Here is a 20978-nt window from a genome sequence, read left to right as displayed (position 1 = left end):
AGGCTGATGCCAGCAATGCCGATTTGGTGGTTCAGGAAAAGGGGCTCCGTCCAACTTTGCCGACACGAGCCCCTGCCTGAATCGTTTGCTGGTGATAAGTGTGATTATTGTTTGCCGAGTTTATCAATGGCCGCTTGTGCCTGTGCTTTGTATTTCTCGGCTGTTGCTGTCACGGAAGCATTGTTTTTAATGATATCGTTCACATAATCCCCGAAAGGGTATCCTGTGTAGGCATCATCCAGCAAGATGCGGCCGGTTCCAGCGATGTGCTCGCGAATGATCGCAATATCCTTCTCGTCGGTATAACGACTCTCCAGATAATCTTGACCTGGATACTCTTCAATCTGCGGGATGTCGAAGGTCTCTTCATAGATTTGGTAGACGATCTTTGGATCCTCCACACCTTTTGGAATGAACTTCGCTGATGCCGCGTTGTTTGCATACGTTACCTCTTTGCTACCCTGAGGCCCGTTCGGAATCGGCACAACACCAACCGCAAAGGTGAGATCACCCAACTGCCATTCAGCAGCGGTGAACAGAGCTACATCTCCATCTTTGAACGTATTGCTTTCCTCCCAATTGGTTTTGTCGCCGGTTTTGACCTTCACGACATTTTCCACGTTATACAGGCGTTTAACGAATTCGGCAGCTTCAATCGTTTTCGGATCGGACAATCCTTCTTTGCTATTGGTATCATCTACGATCGTTCCACCATTGGCTGCGGTAAAATGACGAACGACATCAAGGGCCCAGCCAGAAAATCCATATACGTCAATTTTGCCGTCGTTATTGGTATCTTTGGTTGCCTGTTTGGCGAGTTCCATGAATTTGTCCCAATCCCATTGGCCTTGGTTATACAATTCTTGCGGATCAGGCAAAGATAATTTTTTGAACAAGTCACGGTTATAGTGAAGTCCCAGACCGATGCTGGTTGGAGATTCGAAGGCGTATTCGTTGCCTGCAATGGCAGGAAATTTTGCAATCAGGTTAGCCTCTTGGTTGATGTTGTTCTCAGGTGTAGTGAATTCGGAGATGGGCAACAGTTGCCCTTTGAGGATGGCGGGTAGTGCGGATTTGTACTCCATCTGAACGATGTCGGCGAACGGTTCGCCAGCCAGTGCAGACGTTGTGAATTTGTTCATGTATTCTTCAAAAGGTACGTTAACAAACTCCAGTTTCACGTTGTATTTCTTCTCGACCTCTGCAATTTTATCGAGTCTGGCCTTATCGGAGGCCGTCTCTCCCGCTGGTTTCAAGTCCCACCAGGCCGCAACCTTGATGACACGCCCACCCAGATCAGGCACATTAACCACAGCTTCTTCCGCTCCGCCCTCTTTCTCTGTCTCAGCGACTTCGGTGCTGTTACCTGAGTTCGTTGTTCCCTCTGCTTCGGTCCCCGTCTGCGCTGTCCCCCCACCACTGCAAGCGGATACAAAAAGCATCACGGCCAATAACATCAGAGGCAGAACATTCCATCTTCTCATCATGATTTTAACAACCTCCCCGAATGTGTATACCAATCATGGTTTACCCTAAATCATTAACCCCATTCATCAACCAATCGAAAATAAAAAATCACCACCATTTGTTATTTCTTTGTTTGCTTTTGACAAACAAAATTTAACACAGCAAAATGTAAGCGTCAACATTTTTGTTGTTAACATTTTCTAATTTCTCTGATAAAATGCTGATTAAGCTCAAATTATCCTGTATTTTATCTTATTCATGAGTACGTCCACTAAGTACATGCTTATTAAGCTATGATTATAACTTTGTTTATTTTGTTATTTTTATAAAATAACAAAATAATAATTAAGCAGACAAAATTCGTCATTCTATCTGAAAATATGCTTACCGTCACGTTGAACGTTCATCCTAAAATACTGTGTATTACTAACATTTTGAATTCTCTGTCCGTTATTAGATTAAGAGAAATACATCATGCTATACTAGAATCGTTGGATATCGCTCCAAATAAGGAATACGGCAGAACTACGAGTGTAAGGATGGTATGATGAAGACAAAGGTAACAATTCAGGAGATTGCACATTTTACGGGTTTGTCGAAATTCGCGGTGTCACGAGCTTTGTCTGGAAAATCGGGAGTTAGCGATCAAACGAGGGATGTCATTCTCAAGGCCGCTGGCAAACTTGGATATTTCAAAGATAACAGCATGTTGTCTGGTGAACTGTATAACAGCCATGAACTTCAGGAACCAAAGAACACACGTTCAAGCGGAACGATCTTGATTTTGTTCCCCAATGTTCGGTACCAAAATCAAGACTCCGTATACTGGGGCCCCGTCTTTAACGGGATCTCTTCCAAGCTGAACCAAAAAGGGATTAATATTCTGACCTTAACGGAACCCTCAGCAGACCAGCTATTTACCCTGCTCAACCCGGATGCCATTCGTGGAATCATTACCGTTGGCTCTATCTCGACCCCGATTCTGCTTGAAATCAAACGTCTCAGTATTCCGGTTGTGATGGTCGATCATCTGGACCCTGTTTTTCACAGTGACAGCATATTCACCGATAACTTTGCATCCATGCGTGAGATCATGCTCTATTTGCTCCGCAAGGGTTTCAAAACATTCCAGTTTGTTGGCAATATCGGTGATGCTCATAGCTTCTATGAACGCTGGATTGCATACACTTCTGTGCTTATGGGCCATGGGATGGAAATACATCAGATTCCCGAGCTGAGTAATCAGGCATTGGATGAGTTCCGCCAGACGTTCACTTCGGTGATCAGTGAGGATAATTTACCTGAAGTGTTTGTATGTGCGAATGATTTCTATGGGCTATACACCATAGAAGCCCTTGAGAGTATGGGTATTCGTGTACCCGATCAGTGTGTTGTCACGGGATTTGATAATCTATACGACAATATCCCATTACTGGCTACAGTTAATGTGAACAAGGAGTTGCTCGGTGCGCGTGCAGTGGATCAGATGTTATGGCGCATTGCGAATCCAGAGAGCAACGTCGAGAAAAAGTTGATTCTTGCTGATGTCATTATTCGTGAACAGTTTGGCAGACATAGTGGGTAAAAGTATAATACATGTTGGTGAATATGTGTGGACATAAGCATATATGGAATAATGCTTATGTCCACACAGAACAGCACACCAAATACCCCTTTAACCGTATTCGTGCGGCTATAGGGGTATTTGTATTGTTGTATGTTGTGTAATGTTTATTGTTTATTTACAATAGGCCGTCACATCATCCCGTTCTACGTATCTGTACGCACATCATCCCACGCCAGATCCAGATAACAGATCAGCCAGTTCAATGCACGGTGACGTTCATAAGCCACTCCACCATTCAGGCCAGCTGGAGGTGTTTTGTCATTCACACGACTATCCACGCATACCCAGTTATAACGGTAGATCAGATCTGCTTCATCCAGAATCTCGCTTTTGTTACGCAGAGATGCATCGGAGAGAAAGTCGGTAAAACTATCCTTCTGTTGCAAATAACCGACATCCTTCCCTACGTTACACAACTCCGTTGGTGCACCCAGTTCCTTCACATAACCAAGCGCCCATAACATTACGTGGTAGGCTTCATATCCCCAAGAGAAGGAGATGATCTCCTGCTGCTCTGCTCCGTGCTGGTCGATAAACCTCTTCTCTGCGGGTGAGAAAAAAGATTCAGCCTCATACTTGTCGATCACTTCCTGAACCAGTGCTGCGGTATCATCCGCACTTTCGCCGGCTCCCAGACACTCACCCTTAAGCGCGGGCAAGACATAGGGCAACCGCACGACGCGCGACTTCCTCTTTACTCCGAATCGTGGTGTGCTCGTCTCCGGCCCTTACGGGCAAGTGCGCATTATACGGAATGCCTTGTTCAGTCAACAGTTGCTCTGACCGTGCTTTACGTTGAATGCCCGACTCCGACTGCGGTCTGTTACCGTCAAGGAAACTGGTGTGCGCTGTCACCGTGTAATCCTCCACTTCAGATTCTCCATTCACATCCAGCAATAACTGGCCTTGTGCATTCAGCAGAGATCCACCTCCCCAGAAGATGACGGCATCCAGCGCATCCGCCAACCGTAACAATTCGCCGAAGAATTCTTCCGATATATCCTCTTCCGTCTCAATACCAACCACCATGTTCAATGTGGAACATTTGATCAATACCTTTTCCTGGAGCGAAGCATTGCGCCCTTTAATCTGACTCAAAAATCCAAGCATCCCCTGAATCATTGTCGTAAATTCCTCAGGATGTGTCTGGCTTGTCATGATATTAAAGCCTTTGGTTTTCTTACTGAGCCATTTTTTCTGAGTCACTTGAATATGGGTCTTGTCTTCCCGGCGTTCAATCGTACCCTCAGGATAAATGGATTGAATCAATTCAAACAGCTGATCCAGGTCAAACTGAGAGCTATATATCGCACAATTCCTAATGAAGTTCACCCTCTTCTCTCTGACTAATCCTTGTATGGATCGAATTCATTACCTCCGGCCATGGCGACACCAACGGGACGCAGCACATGGTTGATCTTCAGCGTATTCGCATGTGCGTTCAGTACGTCTTGCAGTTTCTTGTACACAAACGGACTTTCGTCTGTGCCCGCTCCCCGCAGCTCGACACCATAGGCACGAATCGCCTCATGCATCTGTGCTTCGCTAATCTCACCGCCCATGCGTGTGCGCAACTTGTAATTCATTTTGCCAGCCGCCTGGGTCCGGCTCATCGTGCGCCCTGCCCCATGTACGGTGCTGCGGAATGACTCGGTATTCTCCTCGCTGTGGATCCCTTCCACAATTACCGAGATATCCCCCATACTGCCTCCGACAAAACCGAGTTGCCCGGGTGCCAATGGCGTTGCGCCTTTGCGGACCACAACTACCTCTTCACCCATGTGTTTTTCTTTCCAGGCAAAGTTGTGATGATTATGAACGGCGTATTCAGCACTTGCCCCGAGAATTCCGAGCACCTGTTCAATGACATAGTCGCGTCCTGCATAGGCGTATCGGCCCGCCAAAGTCATTGCGTCCCAATACATATCACCCATTTCGCTGTTCAGGTCAAACAACGTAGGCGGTTGATCCATCGATTCGCCCGGCGCTTTGCCACTGAACTGACGCCCTGCGGCAAGGTTAAGGAACCCACTCGCCACTTTGTGACCGAACCCGCGGCTGCCAAAATGATTTGCGATCCACACCTTTCCCGTTGCCTCTTCTACAAAAATATCCACGAAATGATTGCCACTGCCTACGGTTCCGAGTTGGTTACGTGCAAGTGTTTTCAGCTTATGTTGTAATCCCGGTTCAATGCTATCAAACAGCTTCCAGCTCGCGTCGTCGAACAGTTCATGATCCACGGGTGTTGGATTGTTGCGGCCCACGCCGAAAGATATGGTCGAATTGATGTCATCCATGATCTTTACAATCTGATCCCGAATATCTTCCCACATCAGATTTGTGCGCACAGCCTTGTTGCCACAGGCAATATCATATCCGACACCTGACGGACTGATCATATTCCGATAAGCGACAACGCCACCGATGGGTTGCGAGTAACCTTTGTGATGGTCGGCCATCAGAGCCACACCTAATACATCTCCATATTGCGAGCAAGTCACCGCCTGACTTACGGCGTTCTCCAGCGGCTCCCCCCAGACTTTAATGTTATCTACGATCCGCATAATTGTGTTAACCTCCTATGTACTTTTTTTTGAAAATACATCTTTTATTTCTATACTGTTGTTCTCATTAGTTTAACAAAGATTAGCGTGGCTCGAAACGTCGCCTTACTTTAGATCACCAATTATTTACGCATAAAAAAAGAGAGCTCAGCTCCCTTTTCTCACGGTTGGTTCCTATTCACTTCTTGCTAATCTTAAACTTGAACGCCCAAGTCGCTGTGTTACCAGAATATCGGCCTCTGTTCTCGGTCACCACCACGGAAAGTGTCTTGTTGGTTGATTTGGAGAACGAAGATAGTTTGACGTTGGTGCTTTTATCCCCGTAATCGGGAATTTTGTCCTGTTCTTCGGCGATGGCCTCCAGTTTCAACGTACCTGTGGATTTCAGATTTAAGGTGACCGATGAACCCTCTTCCAGATCTTTGCCGTTCACACTTGCTCCGATGGCCCACTCATTACCGACAGAGTTATTCTCGACAAGCTCTGCGCTCACCAACGTCACGGTTACCTTGACCGTTTTGGCGGCAGCATAGGAGGTTGGGGAACATACGGCGAATACCAGGCTCAGAACCATGAAAACATTAGCCCATTTTTTGAACACGAGAGTGCCTCCCTCTTATTCGTTTCTTTTGTTAAGACTATGCCTTATTCGCCGTGTTCCTTAAGTAATCCTTCCACTCGTGTAAGAAATTTTCACTTGAACCTGTCTGTTAAAGATGCTTCCGGTAACCCTGAACCTTCTCATCCTTGAAACCTAACTTCTCATAAAATATATGTGCTTCCTTACGCTGATCGCCAGACACCAGAATCATGTAACCACAACCCATATCTTTTGCAATCCGCTCAATCTGGAGCATTAACCTCTGCCCAATGCCCTGCTTGCGTACCTGATCCGATACAATCACATTCTCCACAACCATGAACGGTTTGCATGGCCCTACCAGATCCATACACTCAACCCCCATAACGGACCCAACCAGTTTGCCATTGTAAAATGCCCCAAGCACATGATAATGGCCATTCTGCTGTATGTAATGAAACATCTTTTTCATCTGCTGTTCATTGGTAGGCATTCCCATCAACTCATTGTATAGCTGGCTTAGTGCCGGTAAATCTTCAAGTTCGATTCCTTTAATGGTAACCATCATAACCCTCCTGATTTTTCCTATTTCGCATGCTTTGTCTGTCTTAAGTGAGGTCCTTTTTAAAATAATAATGACTGTGTCCAGTCGGTGCATTCTCGATCGTTGTGATCAATTGGTAGCCATGTTTCTTGTAAAATTCCGGTGCTTGATAGGAGAAGGTGTTCAACATGACAAAATCACAAGATTTCTCTCGCGCAATTCGCTCAACTTCAAGCAACAACTGTGAACCATATCCCCGATGCCGTTGTTCAGAATCCACCCAAAGAATATCAACCTCCAGCCAGTTCCAGCAAAGTGTACTAAGCACACCTGCAACAATCTCGCCAGTCTCATTTTTGATATTGAAATTCAGTTCTTCGTACCGATGCCTTAATTCCTCACTCACATGTGCAGCATTAAATGCGATAAGTTGCTCTCGAACATACTCTGAATCTTGCTCGGTACTTGGGGTTATATTTCCTTTAGACATCTCCTAATTACTCCTTTTATCTCAACAGTTTATAATTTACGATAATGTAATTCATTCCGGATAAGAGAGTAACGCCTGTTGCAACCCATAGCAATGCCACATCCACTCTGATATCAGTCAGCAAACTAAACGGAACATTATTCAACAAAATGGCAATGATCGCTGCCACCTGAAGCACCATTTTGATCTTACCATATCGATCCGCTGCAAGAGCAATGCCCTGTTCTGTCGCTACCATTCGCAATGCAGTAATGACGATTTCACGTCCTATAATGATTACAGCAATCCATGAACTGATCATATTCTCCTGAACCATCATGACCAGCGCTACCGCAATCAACAGTTTATCCGCCAGCGGATCAAGCAACTTTCCCAGATTCGTGATTTGGTTATATTTCCTCGCCACATATCCATCCAATTTATCTGTACCTGCCGCTACTGCAAATATAATTAGTGCAATCATCACGCTTTGCTGATTGAGAAAACAGATCATAAACAATGGAATCAACGCGATTCTAGCCAACGTGATTTTATTTGCCAGATTCATTAGATATCTCCACTCCCCTCATCCATGTTGGCTAACTGACCTTTTTTCCATTTACGAATTCGGGTCCGAAAAGATTTAAAAGGGGCTACCGAATTAATCTGGATCCACTTCACCATAGCCCATCCGGGCTTGGTCCCCGTCCACTGTCTTATCCCTTGTACAAATAATTCCTCTTCGCTCAGCGAGGCAATCCAGTTCTGCCATTGTTGTTCTGTCTCCCGAAACAATGAGCGTAACTCCTCCAGCGTATAGCCTGAATACTTTTCGTAAAATGATTCATTTAATTGCCCCAGTTGGTTCCATTTATACCCTGGTGCAGGCATATGACATTCATGTCCCAACTGTTCATTTCTCTCCCACTCCATCACCAGGTTCATCCATCCTAACTGGTAGGCGATCATCTGGGCAGGCGTCTTGTCCACACCTTCAACCCACTTATCTTTGTCGCTGTTATGGATGTCATTGAACTCACCCTCAAACAATTCATAGGTGCGTCGAATCGTCTCACTTAACTCTTTCTTCGAGGCATATAGAACTCCAGGCACGCTACTCCACTCCTCTCGTTTCACCGTTATACATGAATCAGAAGCATGGACTCTATCATCATTTCGACTCAATTCCATAATCATCCTTTTTTTTCATAAAGCTATATTTATTTCTGCAAGAAAAAAGGGCAGTCTGTAAACAATACAGCTGCCCTTTACTCAACCTATTTTGCTATATCAGCATACTCGTGATCCCAATTCTACAAAGCTTCCTTAATCACCCGTTTATAGTACCACACAGACAACAGACCAAAGATCGAATATAACAATGTATAGACTATCATGACAATGACCGTAGGTGTCGCCAGCTCCGTACCAAAGAAAAACCAACCTGATTTCACGGCAAAGTAACTATGACTCAGCCCCACCATAAGCGGAATACCAAAGTTAAACAACTGCTTGATCTGAATTCCACGCAACAGATTGCCTTGTGTAAATCCGAGTTTTCGCAGAATGGTATAATTGTCCTTCTCCTCTTCACTCTCGTTCATTTGTTTAAAGTACAGGATACATCCCGATGTGATCAAGAACGTCAAACCAAGGAAACCAACAATGAACATAATTAAGCCCATATTGTTACGTTGGTTATTTCTGAACTCAACCTGGGAGAAGCTCGGAGCTTCTAGCTCCAACTCCTTATATACGGCATATGCCTCTTCAGCCTGCCCCTCGTTCAGAATACGTACACCATAGTAATCCGCCCACTCGGATTTTTGCAGCTCGGGATCGAGATCCTGCCGCAACTGCTGGTATACCGTTTCATCTACTACCGCTACAGGCGTGCCCCCAGAATAGTATCCAGGAAGAACCCCCTTTTGGGTGGTTCCGATCAGTTGTTGGTCTAGCGTTCGCTTCAATCCATGCAAGACAATTGGACCTGTCTCCTGAATGGAAATCAACTGCTGAATGGCATTTCCGTATCCCATGAAGACCACTTCGCCTGGTTGCAGATCAATGTTATCTACCATCTTGTCACTCAACACACTACTGAACAGGTACTTTTCCGTCATGGACTCATCCATCACTTTATGAGCATCAATTTCAATATAAATGGGCTGTCTATGCTTCTCTTCATATGGAATCTGTTTGTGTTCCAAATCCGTTACAAAGCGATTTTTCACATCAACCTGAGCAAAAGAGAAATCCTCCGGCAAGCTTTCTTTCGCCTGAGCCTCTGCGGAATAATACGAAATGTAACTGAGTGACAGCATGCCAATAGCAAGCGCCGATACGGTTGTAATAATTGTAAGCAGCAATGCATTGGACTTCATGCGGAACATGATTGAAGATAAAGACAACACCTCATGAATGGATAGGTATCCGTTTTTACTTTTGCGAATCAGATTAAAGATAAAACTTACCGAACCCTTATAGAACAGGTATGTCCCCAGTATGACCGAGAAGAGAATCAGGATCATCGTATACATCAACTGCTGCATATCCATTGCCTCACCGCTGAACAGCCGTGCAGACATGAAGTATCCATACACAATCAGAGCAATGCCCAAGACGCCAACAATCATCTGTCCGACAGACATCTTCTGCACCTGCTGCTCCGAAGTGGCCGACACCCGAAAAAGTGAGAGAATGCTCTGTCTCTTGATAAAAGTGTAGTTCATCAGCATGATGAGCAGATACATGATCGTAAAAACAATCACCGTTTGCATCAGTGCCATCGGAGAGAAATATAGTTTCGTAATCGCATCCACACCGAGAATTTTGAACAATATCATCAATACCAGCTTGGACGCAAGAAACCCAATTAACACACCGATAGCCATGGAGCCAAAATAAAGAATACTATTCTCCGCACTCAAAATACCAAAAATTCTGCCTTTCGTCAGTCCGATCAATTGAAATAATCCAATCTCTTTGCTACGCCGCTTGATAAAGATCGTATTGGCATAGAGCAAAAAGATACCAACAATGACGATTAACAGTACCGAAGATGCGCCTATAGCCGCCGCACCTTTTGTTGAAGCAGCTACCTCATCCATGGAAGGATCATACTGTAACGTCACAAAGGAAAAATACAAGGCCACACTGAACACAAGCGCAAATACATAGAGATAATAATTCTTCAGATTTTTTCTGAGATTGCGGAAGATAATATAATTCAAGCTCATTGCTGCACACCACCCAATACGCCCTGGGTTTTGATAATATCGTTGAAGAACGATTGCCGTGACTCGTCTCCTTTATTCAACTGGGTGTAGATCTGACCATCTCGAATAAAGATCACTCTGCTGCAATAACTTGCGGCAACCGGATCATGGGTAACCATAATAATAGTCGCTTTTCGTGCGCTGTTCATATCACTTAACTTGCCGAGCAGATCCGAAGCGGACTTGGAATCCAGCGCTCCTGTCGGCTCATCCGCAAAAATGATACTCGGCTCGTGGACAAATGCTCGTGCTGCCGAAGTCCGCTGCTTCTGACCCCCTGAAATCTCAGATGGATACTTGTCTTTCAACTCGTAGATTCCCAGTTCACGTGCGATCTGTTCAAACTTGTGGTGTGCCTCCTGTTTTGGAATGCTCGTAATCGAGAGCGGTAATAATACATTTTCCTTCACCGTAAGGGTATCCAGAAGATTGTATTCCTGAAAAATAAAGCCCAGATGATGTTTGCGGAACTCAGCCAGCTGTTTCTCCTTCATTCCGGTGAATTCCTTGCCCTCAATATCAATCGTGCCCTGGCTCACCCGATCAATGGAGGAAAGTACATTAAGCAGCGTTGTTTTACCCGAACCCGAAGGCCCCATAATACCAACAAACTCTCCCTTGCTTACCCCAAGATCAATCCCCTTCAGCACTTCCTGTTTATTTAATTTATTACCATAGACTTTATGAATTTTTTTGGCTTCCAGTATCCACATATCCCACTCACTCCTCTTAGATCTTCTGCAAAATGCTCGTGTCTATATCATAGGCGGAATGTGCAGTGTTATCGTGTGATTCACCGAACAAAACCAAAAAGCATGTGACATTGTTGTCACACGCCTGCAAAATGCACCATGTCGTTTTTTCGCGGAAAAGTAAGTGTGACGATTGTGCCCTCGCCAAGAGAAGATTCTACATGAATGTTCATATGAAGCGTCTGGACCACCTGACGAACCAGATACAGCCCCATCCCGGTAGCCGCCCCATCCATTCTGCCTCGGGTGGACGTAAATCCTTTATCAAATATACGCGGCAGATCTTGAGTCTCAATCCCTCGCCCGTGATCCTGAATCATGAGTATGATGTGTCCATCCTGTTCCCAACTTTCAATGAGGATGTCCGATGAATCGCTATATTTGACCGCATTACTCAACAACTGCCGGAGGATGAAGCCTAACCATTTGCTGTCTGTGAGCACGCGCGATACCATTAAAGACACATCAAAGCCAATGCCTTTGGAAATGCACCACGATTTCAACGCTCGTATCTCGCTATTCAATACTGGTTCAAGTTCCGTCTCTTCGATGAACAGATCATTATGCATAAACGGAATACGCTTCTGATGAAGCTGCTGATCCAGCAACTGATGAATTCGTAACCATTCATATGTCATTTGGCTCTGTAACTTGTCATCTGGCAAGCGCTCGATCATCAGTTGCAACGCAGTCAGTGGGGTCTTCACCTCATGAATCCAGGACAACATCTCGTCCTTCTCCTGTTCCAGAGCGATAAAATGATGTGAAGACTCCTTACGATACCGCTGTGTCTGGGAACTGACGGCCTCATGTACAATCTGCTCATATGGACTTTCGGCGATATCAAGTTCTCCCAGATCATAGGTATGATCCCAGATGCTCAACTTTTTATAGAAACGGGTCTCTTTCAGGTATCTCGCCCAGATAAAAACAAGGCATACCACCACATTCAGTCCTACGATATACACCACAGATTGGAATGGAATGGACGAGTCCAGATAGGCCACCAATAAAATAATAAGTTGCATGCTTATCAGTAGCCATAACCAACTAGCCCTTTCTCTTATGTACTTTCCGATCATGCTTCTGCCTCTTCCGTTGCCATGTACCCCTGACCTACTTTGGTTTCAATGTAACGCTCCAATCCGATGGGTTCAAGCTTCTTCCGTAACCGATTGACGTTAACCGTCAGCGTGTTGTCACTCACGAAATGCTCATGATCCCACAAGCTCCGTATGAGGTCCTCACGGGTAACAATCTGATTTTTATGCTCGACCAGCACTTTAAGGATGAACATCTCATTTTTGGTCAACAGGACAGATTCATCCCCGCAGGTCAGTGTATTTTTCACATATTCAATAGTGGCACCGCGCCAGGTTCGAAGTTCAATATGCTCTGTATTATAGTTGTACACCCTCCGCAAAGTCGCTTGGATCTTGGCAATCAATACATCGAAGTGAAAAGGCTTCTGGATAAAATCGTCTGCACCCAAATGCATGGACATAACCATATCCGCAGGATGATCGCGTGAGGACAAAAAGATAATCGGCACATTGGAGTGCGAACGAATTATCCGGCACCAATGAAACCCGTCATATTGGGGTAACTGAATATCAATAATGACCAGTTGCGGCTGAATTACGCTGTACTCCTGCAATACCTTTCCAAAATCCTGCACACCACACACGTCATACGACCATTGGGACAAACGTTCCTTGATTTCATTGAATAACGACTCGTCGTCTTCAATGAGCATAATTTTAAACAAGAGACTTCACCACGTTTCTGATCTTCTAGGTTGAATAAGGTAATTAGACTCCGTTGTTGCAGGATTACCTTTACCGTTACGAATCGTATTTCCGATCGCTGATTCCAGTGTACAGGGAAGTTGGGCTTATATCAAAAGGTATCCATACTTCGTAAAGAAAACAAGCCGAAATACGTATATCATATTAGCTCTCAATAGTGTGTATAACATGGCTTGCATCACTCTGTGCGTCCATCCGCTCGATCAACTTCATCGCTACGTCTCGTGGCGATCTTAATTGTCCTGCTTCATATACTTGATTGAATATACCCGCAAGGGCGAACTCCTCTGCACTTTTGCCTCGTGCAACAGCTTGCAGTTCCGTATCAACCATCCCCGGATCAAAAGCAATAATCTCAACAGGGTTCTGTTGGCCCGTTTGCTCCAAAGATACGCATTGGGTGAACATGTTCATGCCTGCCTTGGATGTACAGTACACTGTCATGGAAGGCGCGGGATAACTTCCCGAACCCGATGAGAGATTAACAATTTTACGTCTGGCGGACAGGTGATTTGTTTGTTGAATAAAAGATGAACTCAATATCATTGGTGCTGCGAGGCTGATGTTGAGACTTTGAACTATCTCTGCCGCACTGCATTGATCTATAGGTTTTAGAGGCTCTAGCATCGCTGCGTTATTAATGAGTCCAATGAATTCAGCTTCCTGAGAAGGTATTTGGTCCAATATGCGTGTAACCAAATCATCAAGCCCCGTCAGATCGGATAAATCGTACTGAACATGGCGGTAACGCCCCCTCCATTCCTCGCCTGATTCCAACAGATCCGAACTCCCTCGTGAAATACCGTAAACGTAATCCCCCTTAGCCAATAATAACTCTGCAAGTTGTAAACCGATCCCTTTGGATGTGCCTGTAATGATAAAGTGTCTTCTTCCTGTTTCTGTTCCCATTCCGATACACTCCTCCTCTATTTTCAATGCATGTTTATTTCACTATTCTTACGAGTTTTTCTTTCTCCACAACGTGGCCCAGAGAAAAGGTACACCAAAATACGGTTCATGCTGCTCCATCGCCTTCATTGCACGGAACTCCACACATTCAAAGCCATCTTCCAGCATGTAGCGAAGCTTCTCCTCCGTGAACGCAAGACCACCGCGCATCGACTTCTCTTGATACACCTGCCAATCAGTCATAACGATCTCTGGCCCACCAATATCGCCAAAACCAGGAGCAAAACAAGTCATTCCAAAGTATCCTCCCGGTCGGAGTGCACTGTGGATCATCTCTATGTAGGGAATCCGCTGATGTGGTAACAGATGATGCAGACAACCCGAGTCGTAGACAAGATCATATTCTTGCTCTGGTGCCAATTCGAACACAGATCGACATTCAAAATGCACGTCCAGCTTCTCTTCTGCCGCCCTCTCTTTTGCCCAGGCAATAGCTGTCTCCGAAAGATCATAAGCATCTACCTGATATCCTTGGCGGGTTAAATACAACGCATTTCTGCCCGGGCCACACCCCAGTTCCAGTGCCTTGCCGCCGCTCAGCACACCTTCGTTCACATGCGCTACCAGATTCTCATCCGGTTTGTTTGGAAAAAAGGGGATTGGTCTGTTCCGATCCTCATAGAAAGGTTCCCAAAATTGCTTGGCAGATCTGAAGTCCGCATCGAGCATATCATATAGGTCCTGTACACTTTTAATCGTCTTTTCCACAACCACATTCCTCCTTAACTGCTCCATCCAAACCTTCATTTCCGACTATTCATTCCTCGTCATTTTCATTAAATCAGCCACACTCTATTATAACATTTTTACCCAGTAGTTCTCTATTTTTCTTGTGCTTTTCTACTTAAAAATATAAGCTTTTTCCCAACAAAAAAACGACCGACATGAATGTCGATCGTTTACAAGCGTAGCGGTTTTGAGTTGTAACTTACTTCGCCCGTTCCAAGACTGCAAAGTAATTCCCTTCATTATCAGCAAAGTTGAAGACACGCCCGGTTGGCATCTCTACAATCTCTCCAACCGTTACATGTTTACCAGACAAGTCTGCATATAACTGATCCAGATTTTCGGTGAAGAACATTAACGAAGGTGTGCCCAGATTTACACCCGCCGACATCCGCTCCACAAACTCTTTGTCATGAAGAATAATGCTCGTCTGCGAATTTGGGGTAGGCGCAATCTCAATCCATCTCATACCCTCGTCAAGGTTTACTTCATCCACAATGTGGAATCCTGCAACTTCCGTCCAAAATGCCAGTGATTCATCCTGATTGTTGACATACAACATAATCTGGCCGACTTTGCTAAACATGGATCAATCACTCCTCTGATCATCTAATCTCTCAACATCCTGCTTATCATTCCTCAAATTCCAATAGAGTATAACATGCGGGACAGCTTTTTTATCATCTTTCTTTGCAAGTACATGCAACTTAAACTGAAGTACACTTTTATGCTTCCACTACAATTAGTTTTTTGAAGTTCCCTTATAATGTTTTAACAAGTGAAAGTCTATGAAACCCCGAGGTATAATAATTCATATCAACACCTTCTTTTTGAAAATTCATTCGTTCATAAAATAGGAGCGCTGCTTCATTTTCTTCATGATCAAGTGTGTAAAGCATGACATCACCACTGCCGAATTCAGCTATTTTTATACATATTTTTGTAATTAGTCCACGTGCTACTCCCTGTCGAAGGTGTGATTTGCATGTAACAACGCCAACGATTTCATATCGGTTAACAGTAGGCTGAAAGATATAACCAGCATGACCTATGACAACATCTGCTTCGTCAACCATGACATAATAAGCACTGATACGTTCATCCGTCATTTTTAAAAATGAATCCCAGCGCGCAGGATACTGCTCGCGTATAAACAAAGGGAATTGAAAATCATGATCCGTCATCATTTTCAGCACTGCTGGCTGATCAATCGCTTGAAAAAGGCGAATAGTCATCTTTTTATCCCCTACCCCTTAGTGTGCATGTAGACATCTTTTAAGTTACCAGCTTCATAATATGGATACTCTAGTTTTTGTTGAACTTGAAGGACGATCTCCGTAGACGTTAACATTTCGACCAAGTATAGTCCCAGGTCAATAGAAGCCGTAACCCCCGCACCCGTTACCGTATTACCATCACGCACTACACGCGCTGAAATTACTTCTGCACAATAAGGATTCAATAAATCATAAGCAGATGAGTTGGTAGTAGCCCTTTTTCCTTTTAGGAAACCTGCTGCCCCCAACAGTAAAGCCCCGGTACAAATAGATATTTTATAAGTGACATTTTCTGCCGTTCGGACCCATCGCATAAAATCCTCATCAAATCGAAGCGTTCTAGTTGATAATCCACCAGGAAAAAATACTAGATCAAAATCCCCTAAATGAGGTAATACTGCATCGGATTTCATTTTCAGCCCGCGGTCATCTGAAATTTCCTCCTTATCTGCGCAGAATGTCCATGATACGTTTTCCTTTACTTTCAGAATCGCTAACCAAGTCACTGCTTCATAAAATCCAGCTAAATCCATGCTTGTCATTCCATCAAATAAAACAAACGCCATTTTCATTGCCGCCACCAGTCCTTTCGTTCCGTGAATAATAAATAAAGTGTTTGATCAAAAGATCAAACACTTTGCCCAGGCGTACGGCATATAATATATGTGCTCCCTCGTGGTTCACTCCACGTTTACGCCAGTCACACATAACAGATATTTACAACTAGTATACATGACATCTTCCATCATTGTATATATTATGAAATTATTGCGTGGCTTTTAACTTCTTCGTAAGATAAAGTACAACATCGTCGTCCATAATCGTTTCTTCACCCGGCTGAATGTAATGATCATGTTTGTGTACACCGTGACCGTCTGGTATGTACCCGCGATGGGCATATAGAACTTGCGCTTTGCCATAATCGGAAAACACACCTACACCAATGCCTGCTACATCCGTTCGTTCCGAAATAATTTCCTCTGCTCGGTCCATCAACCGTGAACCAATACCTTGGCGCTGGAACTTCATCAGCACATTAAAATCGTTAATTTCGGGAATGGCTTGTTCCCTAAAAGACGGGTAGCCGGAATACCACAATACATTCACGTATCCCGCAAATTCTCCATTCAACTCGGCTACCAAGGTTACGCGTTCCCCATTCCGTTGTTCAGCCAAGTAATGAAGATACTGCTCAGCAAATCTCCCCCAACCCTGCTCCTGAAACGCCTTTGATATGATTACAGGATCGCTCTCATTTAATAGTCTGATATGTATACTCATTGATAATTTCTCCTCAACAAGATATTTTTTCTAACTATATTCCCAGTCTATCCCGAAGCGATGTGATGTGAGCAACATGGTGTTTGCCATGCCAAGCATACATGCCCAGATTGTAATCCAGTCTTGTCGTTTCTTCCGATGAGGGATGATAAAATTGTTTGGCATAATCTGCATCTGTCAACGCGTTTAACAGAAACACCCAGCGACGATGGAGCGCATCCAGAATTTGCAGCGAGAATTCGATATCCAGGTCCCTTGAATCACTCAATTCAGCCCAGCGCTCTTCATAATAAGGTCGAATCGTTGGTGTATCCTCTGTCAGTGCCAACTTGAAACGAATCATACTGTTCATGTGGCTGTCTGCCATGTGGTGAATCACCTGTTTGAGCATCCATCCGCCTTCTCGGTACGGCAGACTTAATTGATCTTCACTCAGTCCCTTTACTGCTTCGCGCGCGCGTTCAGGCAGCCCAGCAATGTCCTGAATCCACTGTTCTCTCTGTGCAGGCGTAACCTCGCCCGTGTATACAAATGGTCCTATCGGAAATCTTTCATCCATCCATTATTCCTCCTTGTTTGTATGATTTAAAATAACTTTAAACAGGATCTACAGGGTATATTCCATAAGCCAACAGTCTCGCATCTGTCCTTCATGCTGCTCATGTTTCTCCAACAGCTTAATCTTCTGGAAACCACATTTCTCATAACAGGATATCGCTCGCAAGTTCCAGGATTGAGGGTCCATAACCACTTTATGAGCTTGTTTTTCATTAATCAAATAAGCAAGCATGGATTGCATCAACTGTGTACCAATGCCTTTATTCCAGTAGTCTACCTCACCAATAAACTGATCCGTTCCATAGATGATCTCATCCGTGTCTCCATAACCATACTCCGTTCGCTCTTCTTCCTCAAGCTCATAGAACTGAATGTATCCAATCGGATGTCCTCCGTACTCAACGATACAGCGGGTAGCATCATCTTTCTGATTGTAAAAATGTTCTCTCACCTGCTCCAGGTCATTCGGCCGATCACGCCCTTCATAGTATTGAAGAACTTCCGGGTCTGACAGCCACTTCACCAGATGTTGTTCATCTTCTGTGTCCAAGAAACGTACGGTGATTTCATTCAATTCATATACATTCATCATTCTGATTACTCCTTATTGATCTCCAGATTCTCACCCGTAACCCAACTCAGATCCTTCCCTAACAAATGCTCGTTGTGAACATAATACACCATGGGATTCTCAAGCGGCTGAGTCGTTCCATCCAAAGATCTGAGCGTTAACCGTAACTTGTAGCTCCCTATCTCATCAGGTATCGCAAATCCTATCAGATTATCAGCTGATTTCATGGTTTTCCCCTGTGCCTTCAGATACTTTTCCAGAATGACTTGATCAAGATAGGAGCTGCCAACAGACGAAGGCATGTACCACGCTTCATCTTGTTCCTCAGTGAATGTGACCCCTTCCCATCCAGGGACAACGGGATACACCATATGTTGATCCTTGTCTTCTCTTTTTCGCGTTATCTCTAACTCTACCTCAACTACATCCGTATCAATCTGCCTGATTGTGCCTGCCATCACAACATCCTGGGCACTCACACTTGGAATAACATAGCTGTATATGAGCAGAGTCACCAAGAGGATTATCGTTATTCCTGTAATCCAAAATATTGTATTTTTACGCATCTGTCTGATCCTCCCGTCTAATTAATCATACTTCTGGAGTAGCTCCTTCTCTGTTAAAGATTGAGTTAACCTATCCAACTCAGGTGATGCCGTCCAATCACTGGATGTATTCAATCCATGCTTGATGGTATGTATCGCTACAATAATAACTTCCGTCTTCTGTTATCATTTTATATTTTTGTTCCCCGTTTGCCATCTGCTCGAAGCTGGTTTTGACACCCGATTCACCATATTTCTGTTCTGAAAATTCTGTGTTCAATCGGCTTCACCTCCTTATGGCCTGCCAAATATACTTGCATTCTCTTACAGCAATTCTACCATCAACCTGGTTCTCCTTCAGCTTAACTTCCAGCTGTTCCCGGTACTCAGGCTGTGTATAATCCGGGTTTCCGGGGATATCGGAGAGAAAGATGGCAAACTCTTTTTCATCTGAGAAAATCATAAGTGCCTCGTTATATTCCTCAATCTTGATCTCCTTAAAAGCATTTCTTTCCAAACGCTCACGTACCTTTGTTATATCCGTATGAATACCAATCATAACTCCACCCTTTTGTAGCAATCTCCCATGCTCAATAATGGAAGTTGGACCTCTGCGATCATAGATCAGACCAAATTGCTTATCTTCAAATGGCATCTTTTCTTTTGTGCTTACACAGACAAATTTCACATTTGTTTTCGTGCTTGAATGAAGACTGTTTTGGGCTATCTTTATCATCTCTTCCGAACTATCAAACCCTATAATGTGATCGGTATATTCCGACATTTTCAACGTAAACTCCCCATGTCCACAGCCTGCATCGAGCACGGATGTATACTGAGGCAGAAGCTTAATCAACCGCTCTTCAAAAATATCTTCAGCAGAGTTACCTTCCAACGTATACAAAGCTCTACCCTTGTATCCCCCATTACGTTGTGCAATCATATCGTACCATTCCATGCTCATAGAGTTCCTCCTGACAAAAAATCCCTTTATTTAAACATTCGACATAGGTAAGTCGATTCTCCTGTTTGGATATGCGATATATCTTTACTAAAATATGAAACGCTTCTCTTCTAGCTTCCGTATTAAGGTCGAAGCCGTATGTATCCCATATAATAAACCATCTGATCTGGAGGTAAAGCGCATGTCATTTTTCAAGAAAATGTTAGCCAGTGTAGGTGTTGGAGCAGCCAAAGTAAATACGGAATTGCATACACCAGAGGTCACGCCTGGAGGAATCATCTCGGGGGTTGTGTACATTGAAGGTGGAGATGTGGAACAGAACGTAGATCGAATCTATCTTTCAATCAAAACCCATTACATACGGGAGCACGATGATCGTAAAGTAAAAGAAACAGCCGTCATAGCCAAATATCTGCTCACCGAAGGTTTCACCTTACAGCCTGGAGCCAAATTGGAGAAAGACTTTTCATTTGACCTCCCAGAAAATCTGCCAATTACACTGCATCGTGCAGAGGTATGGGTGGAGACGGGCCTCGATATTTCAAGTGCTGTAGACCCCTCAGACCGGGACAGACTGCATGTTGTTCCTAGCAAAGACATGAACACCGTGCTCGATGCAATTGATATCCTTGGTTTCAAGCTTCGTGAAGTAACCAATGACTATGCGCCGAAGCTGGGCGGTAATCTGCCATTTGTGCAGGAATTCGAATTTGTACCAACAAACAAGTTTCGTGGGCATCTGGATGAGTTGGAAGTGCTGTTCTATCCCATGGGCGATTCGCTGGAGCTGCTATTACAGATCGATCGCCGCGCTCGTGGACTCAGTGGAATATTCTCCGAAGCCATGGGTACGGATGAGAGCTTTGTCCGCCTGCATCTGTATGAAAGACATCTGGCGCGAGGGGCGCATTCTGTCGCTCAAGGACTGGAAGAAGTCATATCCAAACATATTTAATCAATAGTTTGTGTAAACGAATAAAAACCGTCCTTTATCA

General features: G+C 44.3%; 26 protein-coding genes and 1 riboswitch. Of the genes, 2 read left to right on the top strand and 24 right to left on the bottom strand.

Annotated features, from left to right (window positions below; all coding sequences use genetic code 11):
* Positions 1-104: 104 nt before the first annotated feature.
* A complete protein-coding gene (locus tag MKY95_RS08980) occupies positions 105-1484 on the bottom strand; it encodes an extracellular solute-binding protein (RefSeq protein ID WP_339199938.1) in 1380 nt (459 codons plus the stop codon).
* Positions 1485-2011: 527 nt separating this feature from the next.
* On the opposite strand from MKY95_RS08980, the gene MKY95_RS08975 reads away from it, so the two are divergent.
* Positions 2012-3052 (top strand): LacI family DNA-binding transcriptional regulator, encoded by a 1041-nt coding sequence (locus MKY95_RS08975; protein WP_235193769.1) that lies wholly within the window; start codon positions 2012-2014, stop codon positions 3050-3052.
* Positions 3053-3237: 185 nt separating this feature from the next.
* Here the strand turns inward: MKY95_RS08975 and MKY95_RS08970 are convergent, their stop codons facing one another.
* The 23 genes from MKY95_RS08970 to MKY95_RS08860 form a co-directional block, all read right to left on the bottom strand.
* On the bottom strand, positions 3238-3765 hold the full coding sequence (locus MKY95_RS08970) for a DUF4272 domain-containing protein (protein ID WP_339198300.1): 528 nt from the start codon (positions 3763-3765) through the stop codon (positions 3238-3240).
* A complete protein-coding gene (locus MKY95_RS08965; protein WP_339198297.1) occupies positions 3740-4426 on the bottom strand; it encodes a DUF4272 domain-containing protein in 687 nt (228 codons plus the stop codon). The genes MKY95_RS08970 and MKY95_RS08965 overlap by 26 nt, the downstream gene beginning before the upstream one ends.
* Positions 4427-4440: 14 nt before the next feature.
* Complete coding sequence (locus MKY95_RS08960) at positions 4441-5661, bottom strand: RtcB family protein (RefSeq protein ID WP_339198294.1); 1221 nt, start codon at positions 5659-5661, stop codon at positions 4441-4443.
* A gap of 178 nt (positions 5662-5839) precedes the next feature.
* Positions 5840-6262: a hypothetical protein gene (locus MKY95_RS08955; protein ID WP_076318269.1), complete on the bottom strand. Its 423-nt coding sequence runs from the start codon at positions 6260-6262 to the stop codon at positions 5840-5842.
* 109 nt (positions 6263-6371) lie between these two features.
* Entirely contained in the window at positions 6372-6809 is a 438-nt protein-coding gene (locus MKY95_RS08950; protein WP_339198291.1) for a GNAT family N-acetyltransferase, read from the bottom strand.
* A 40-nt stretch (positions 6810-6849) separates the two neighbouring features.
* On the bottom strand, positions 6850-7275 hold the full coding sequence (locus tag MKY95_RS08945; protein WP_339198289.1) for a GNAT family N-acetyltransferase: 426 nt from the start codon (positions 7273-7275) through the stop codon (positions 6850-6852).
* A 16-nt stretch (positions 7276-7291) separates the two neighbouring features.
* A complete protein-coding gene (gene pgsA / locus MKY95_RS08940) occupies positions 7292-7822 on the bottom strand; it encodes a CDP-diacylglycerol--glycerol-3-phosphate 3-phosphatidyltransferase (RefSeq protein WP_036610288.1) in 531 nt (176 codons plus the stop codon).
* The gene (locus MKY95_RS08935; RefSeq protein ID WP_339198286.1) at positions 7822-8367 is read right to left on the bottom strand and encodes a ClbS/DfsB family four-helix bundle protein; all 546 of its coding nucleotides are present in this window, start codon (positions 8365-8367) and stop codon (positions 7822-7824) included. The genes pgsA and MKY95_RS08935 overlap by 1 nt, the downstream gene beginning before the upstream one ends.
* 200 nt (positions 8368-8567) lie before the next feature.
* On the bottom strand, positions 8568-10493 hold the full coding sequence (locus tag MKY95_RS08930) for an ABC transporter permease (protein ID WP_339198284.1): 1926 nt from the start codon (positions 10491-10493) through the stop codon (positions 8568-8570).
* Complete coding sequence (locus MKY95_RS08925; protein ID WP_076327097.1) at positions 10490-11245, bottom strand: ABC transporter ATP-binding protein; 756 nt, start codon at positions 11243-11245, stop codon at positions 10490-10492. The genes MKY95_RS08930 and MKY95_RS08925 overlap by 4 nt, the downstream gene beginning before the upstream one ends.
* A 116-nt stretch (positions 11246-11361) precedes the next feature.
* Positions 11362-12366: a sensor histidine kinase gene (locus tag MKY95_RS08920; protein WP_339198282.1), complete on the bottom strand. Its 1005-nt coding sequence runs from the start codon at positions 12364-12366 to the stop codon at positions 11362-11364.
* Positions 12363-13052: a response regulator transcription factor gene (locus tag MKY95_RS08915; RefSeq protein WP_339198280.1), complete on the bottom strand. Its 690-nt coding sequence runs from the start codon at positions 13050-13052 to the stop codon at positions 12363-12365. Before MKY95_RS08915 ends, MKY95_RS08920 begins: the two co-directional genes overlap by 4 nt.
* Positions 13053-13236: 184 nt before the next feature.
* Complete coding sequence (locus MKY95_RS08910; protein ID WP_339198277.1) at positions 13237-14001, bottom strand: SDR family NAD(P)-dependent oxidoreductase; 765 nt, start codon at positions 13999-14001, stop codon at positions 13237-13239.
* A gap of 48 nt (positions 14002-14049) precedes the next feature.
* Positions 14050-14796, bottom strand: a complete 747-nt coding sequence (locus tag MKY95_RS08905; protein WP_339199936.1) for a class I SAM-dependent methyltransferase — start codon at positions 14794-14796, stop codon at positions 14050-14052.
* Between the two features lie 193 nt (positions 14797-14989).
* Entirely contained in the window at positions 14990-15373 is a 384-nt protein-coding gene (locus tag MKY95_RS08900; RefSeq protein ID WP_339198274.1) for a VOC family protein, read from the bottom strand.
* A 175-nt stretch (positions 15374-15548) separates the two neighbouring features.
* Positions 15549-16022: a GNAT family N-acetyltransferase gene (locus MKY95_RS08895; protein ID WP_339198271.1), complete on the bottom strand. Its 474-nt coding sequence runs from the start codon at positions 16020-16022 to the stop codon at positions 15549-15551.
* A gap of 11 nt (positions 16023-16033) precedes the next feature.
* Positions 16034-16636 (bottom strand): DJ-1/PfpI family protein, encoded by a 603-nt coding sequence (locus MKY95_RS08890; RefSeq protein WP_339198268.1) that lies wholly within the window; start codon positions 16634-16636, stop codon positions 16034-16036.
* Between the two features lie 60 nt (positions 16637-16696).
* Positions 16697-16778: riboswitch (ZMP/ZTP riboswitch) on the bottom strand.
* A gap of 51 nt (positions 16779-16829) precedes the next feature.
* Positions 16830-17345, bottom strand: a complete 516-nt coding sequence (locus MKY95_RS08885) for a GNAT family N-acetyltransferase (protein WP_339198265.1) — start codon at positions 17343-17345, stop codon at positions 16830-16832.
* A 34-nt stretch (positions 17346-17379) separates the two neighbouring features.
* Positions 17380-17904, bottom strand: a complete 525-nt coding sequence (locus MKY95_RS08880; protein ID WP_339198262.1) for a YfiT family bacillithiol transferase — start codon at positions 17902-17904, stop codon at positions 17380-17382.
* A gap of 48 nt (positions 17905-17952) precedes the next feature.
* Entirely contained in the window at positions 17953-18492 is a 540-nt protein-coding gene (locus tag MKY95_RS08875; RefSeq protein ID WP_339199934.1) for a GNAT family N-acetyltransferase, read from the bottom strand.
* 8 nt (positions 18493-18500) lie between these two features.
* Positions 18501-19040 carry a hypothetical protein gene (locus tag MKY95_RS08870; protein ID WP_339198259.1) on the bottom strand — a complete coding sequence of 180 codons (540 nt, stop codon included), beginning with the start codon at positions 19038-19040 and terminating at the stop codon, positions 18501-18503.
* A 97-nt stretch (positions 19041-19137) separates the two neighbouring features.
* On the bottom strand, positions 19138-19299 hold the full coding sequence (locus MKY95_RS08865) for a hypothetical protein (protein WP_339198256.1): 162 nt from the start codon (positions 19297-19299) through the stop codon (positions 19138-19140).
* A gap of 6 nt (positions 19300-19305) precedes the next feature.
* Positions 19306-19983 (bottom strand): class I SAM-dependent methyltransferase, encoded by a 678-nt coding sequence (locus tag MKY95_RS08860; RefSeq protein ID WP_339198253.1) that lies wholly within the window; start codon positions 19981-19983, stop codon positions 19306-19308.
* A 181-nt stretch (positions 19984-20164) separates the two neighbouring features.
* Between MKY95_RS08860 and MKY95_RS08855 the strand changes: the two genes are divergently transcribed.
* Positions 20165-20938: a sporulation protein gene (locus MKY95_RS08855; protein ID WP_017689745.1), complete on the top strand. Its 774-nt coding sequence runs from the start codon at positions 20165-20167 to the stop codon at positions 20936-20938.
* Positions 20939-20978: the final 40 nt, after the last annotated feature.

The sequence above is a fragment of the Paenibacillus sp. FSL P4-0176 genome (assembly GCF_037975265.1).
GTDB lineage: Bacteria > Bacillota > Bacilli > Paenibacillales > Paenibacillaceae > Paenibacillus > Paenibacillus amylolyticus.
The sequence above is the reverse complement of the archived record's forward strand: the minus strand, read 5'-3'. Positions and strand labels throughout refer to the sequence as shown.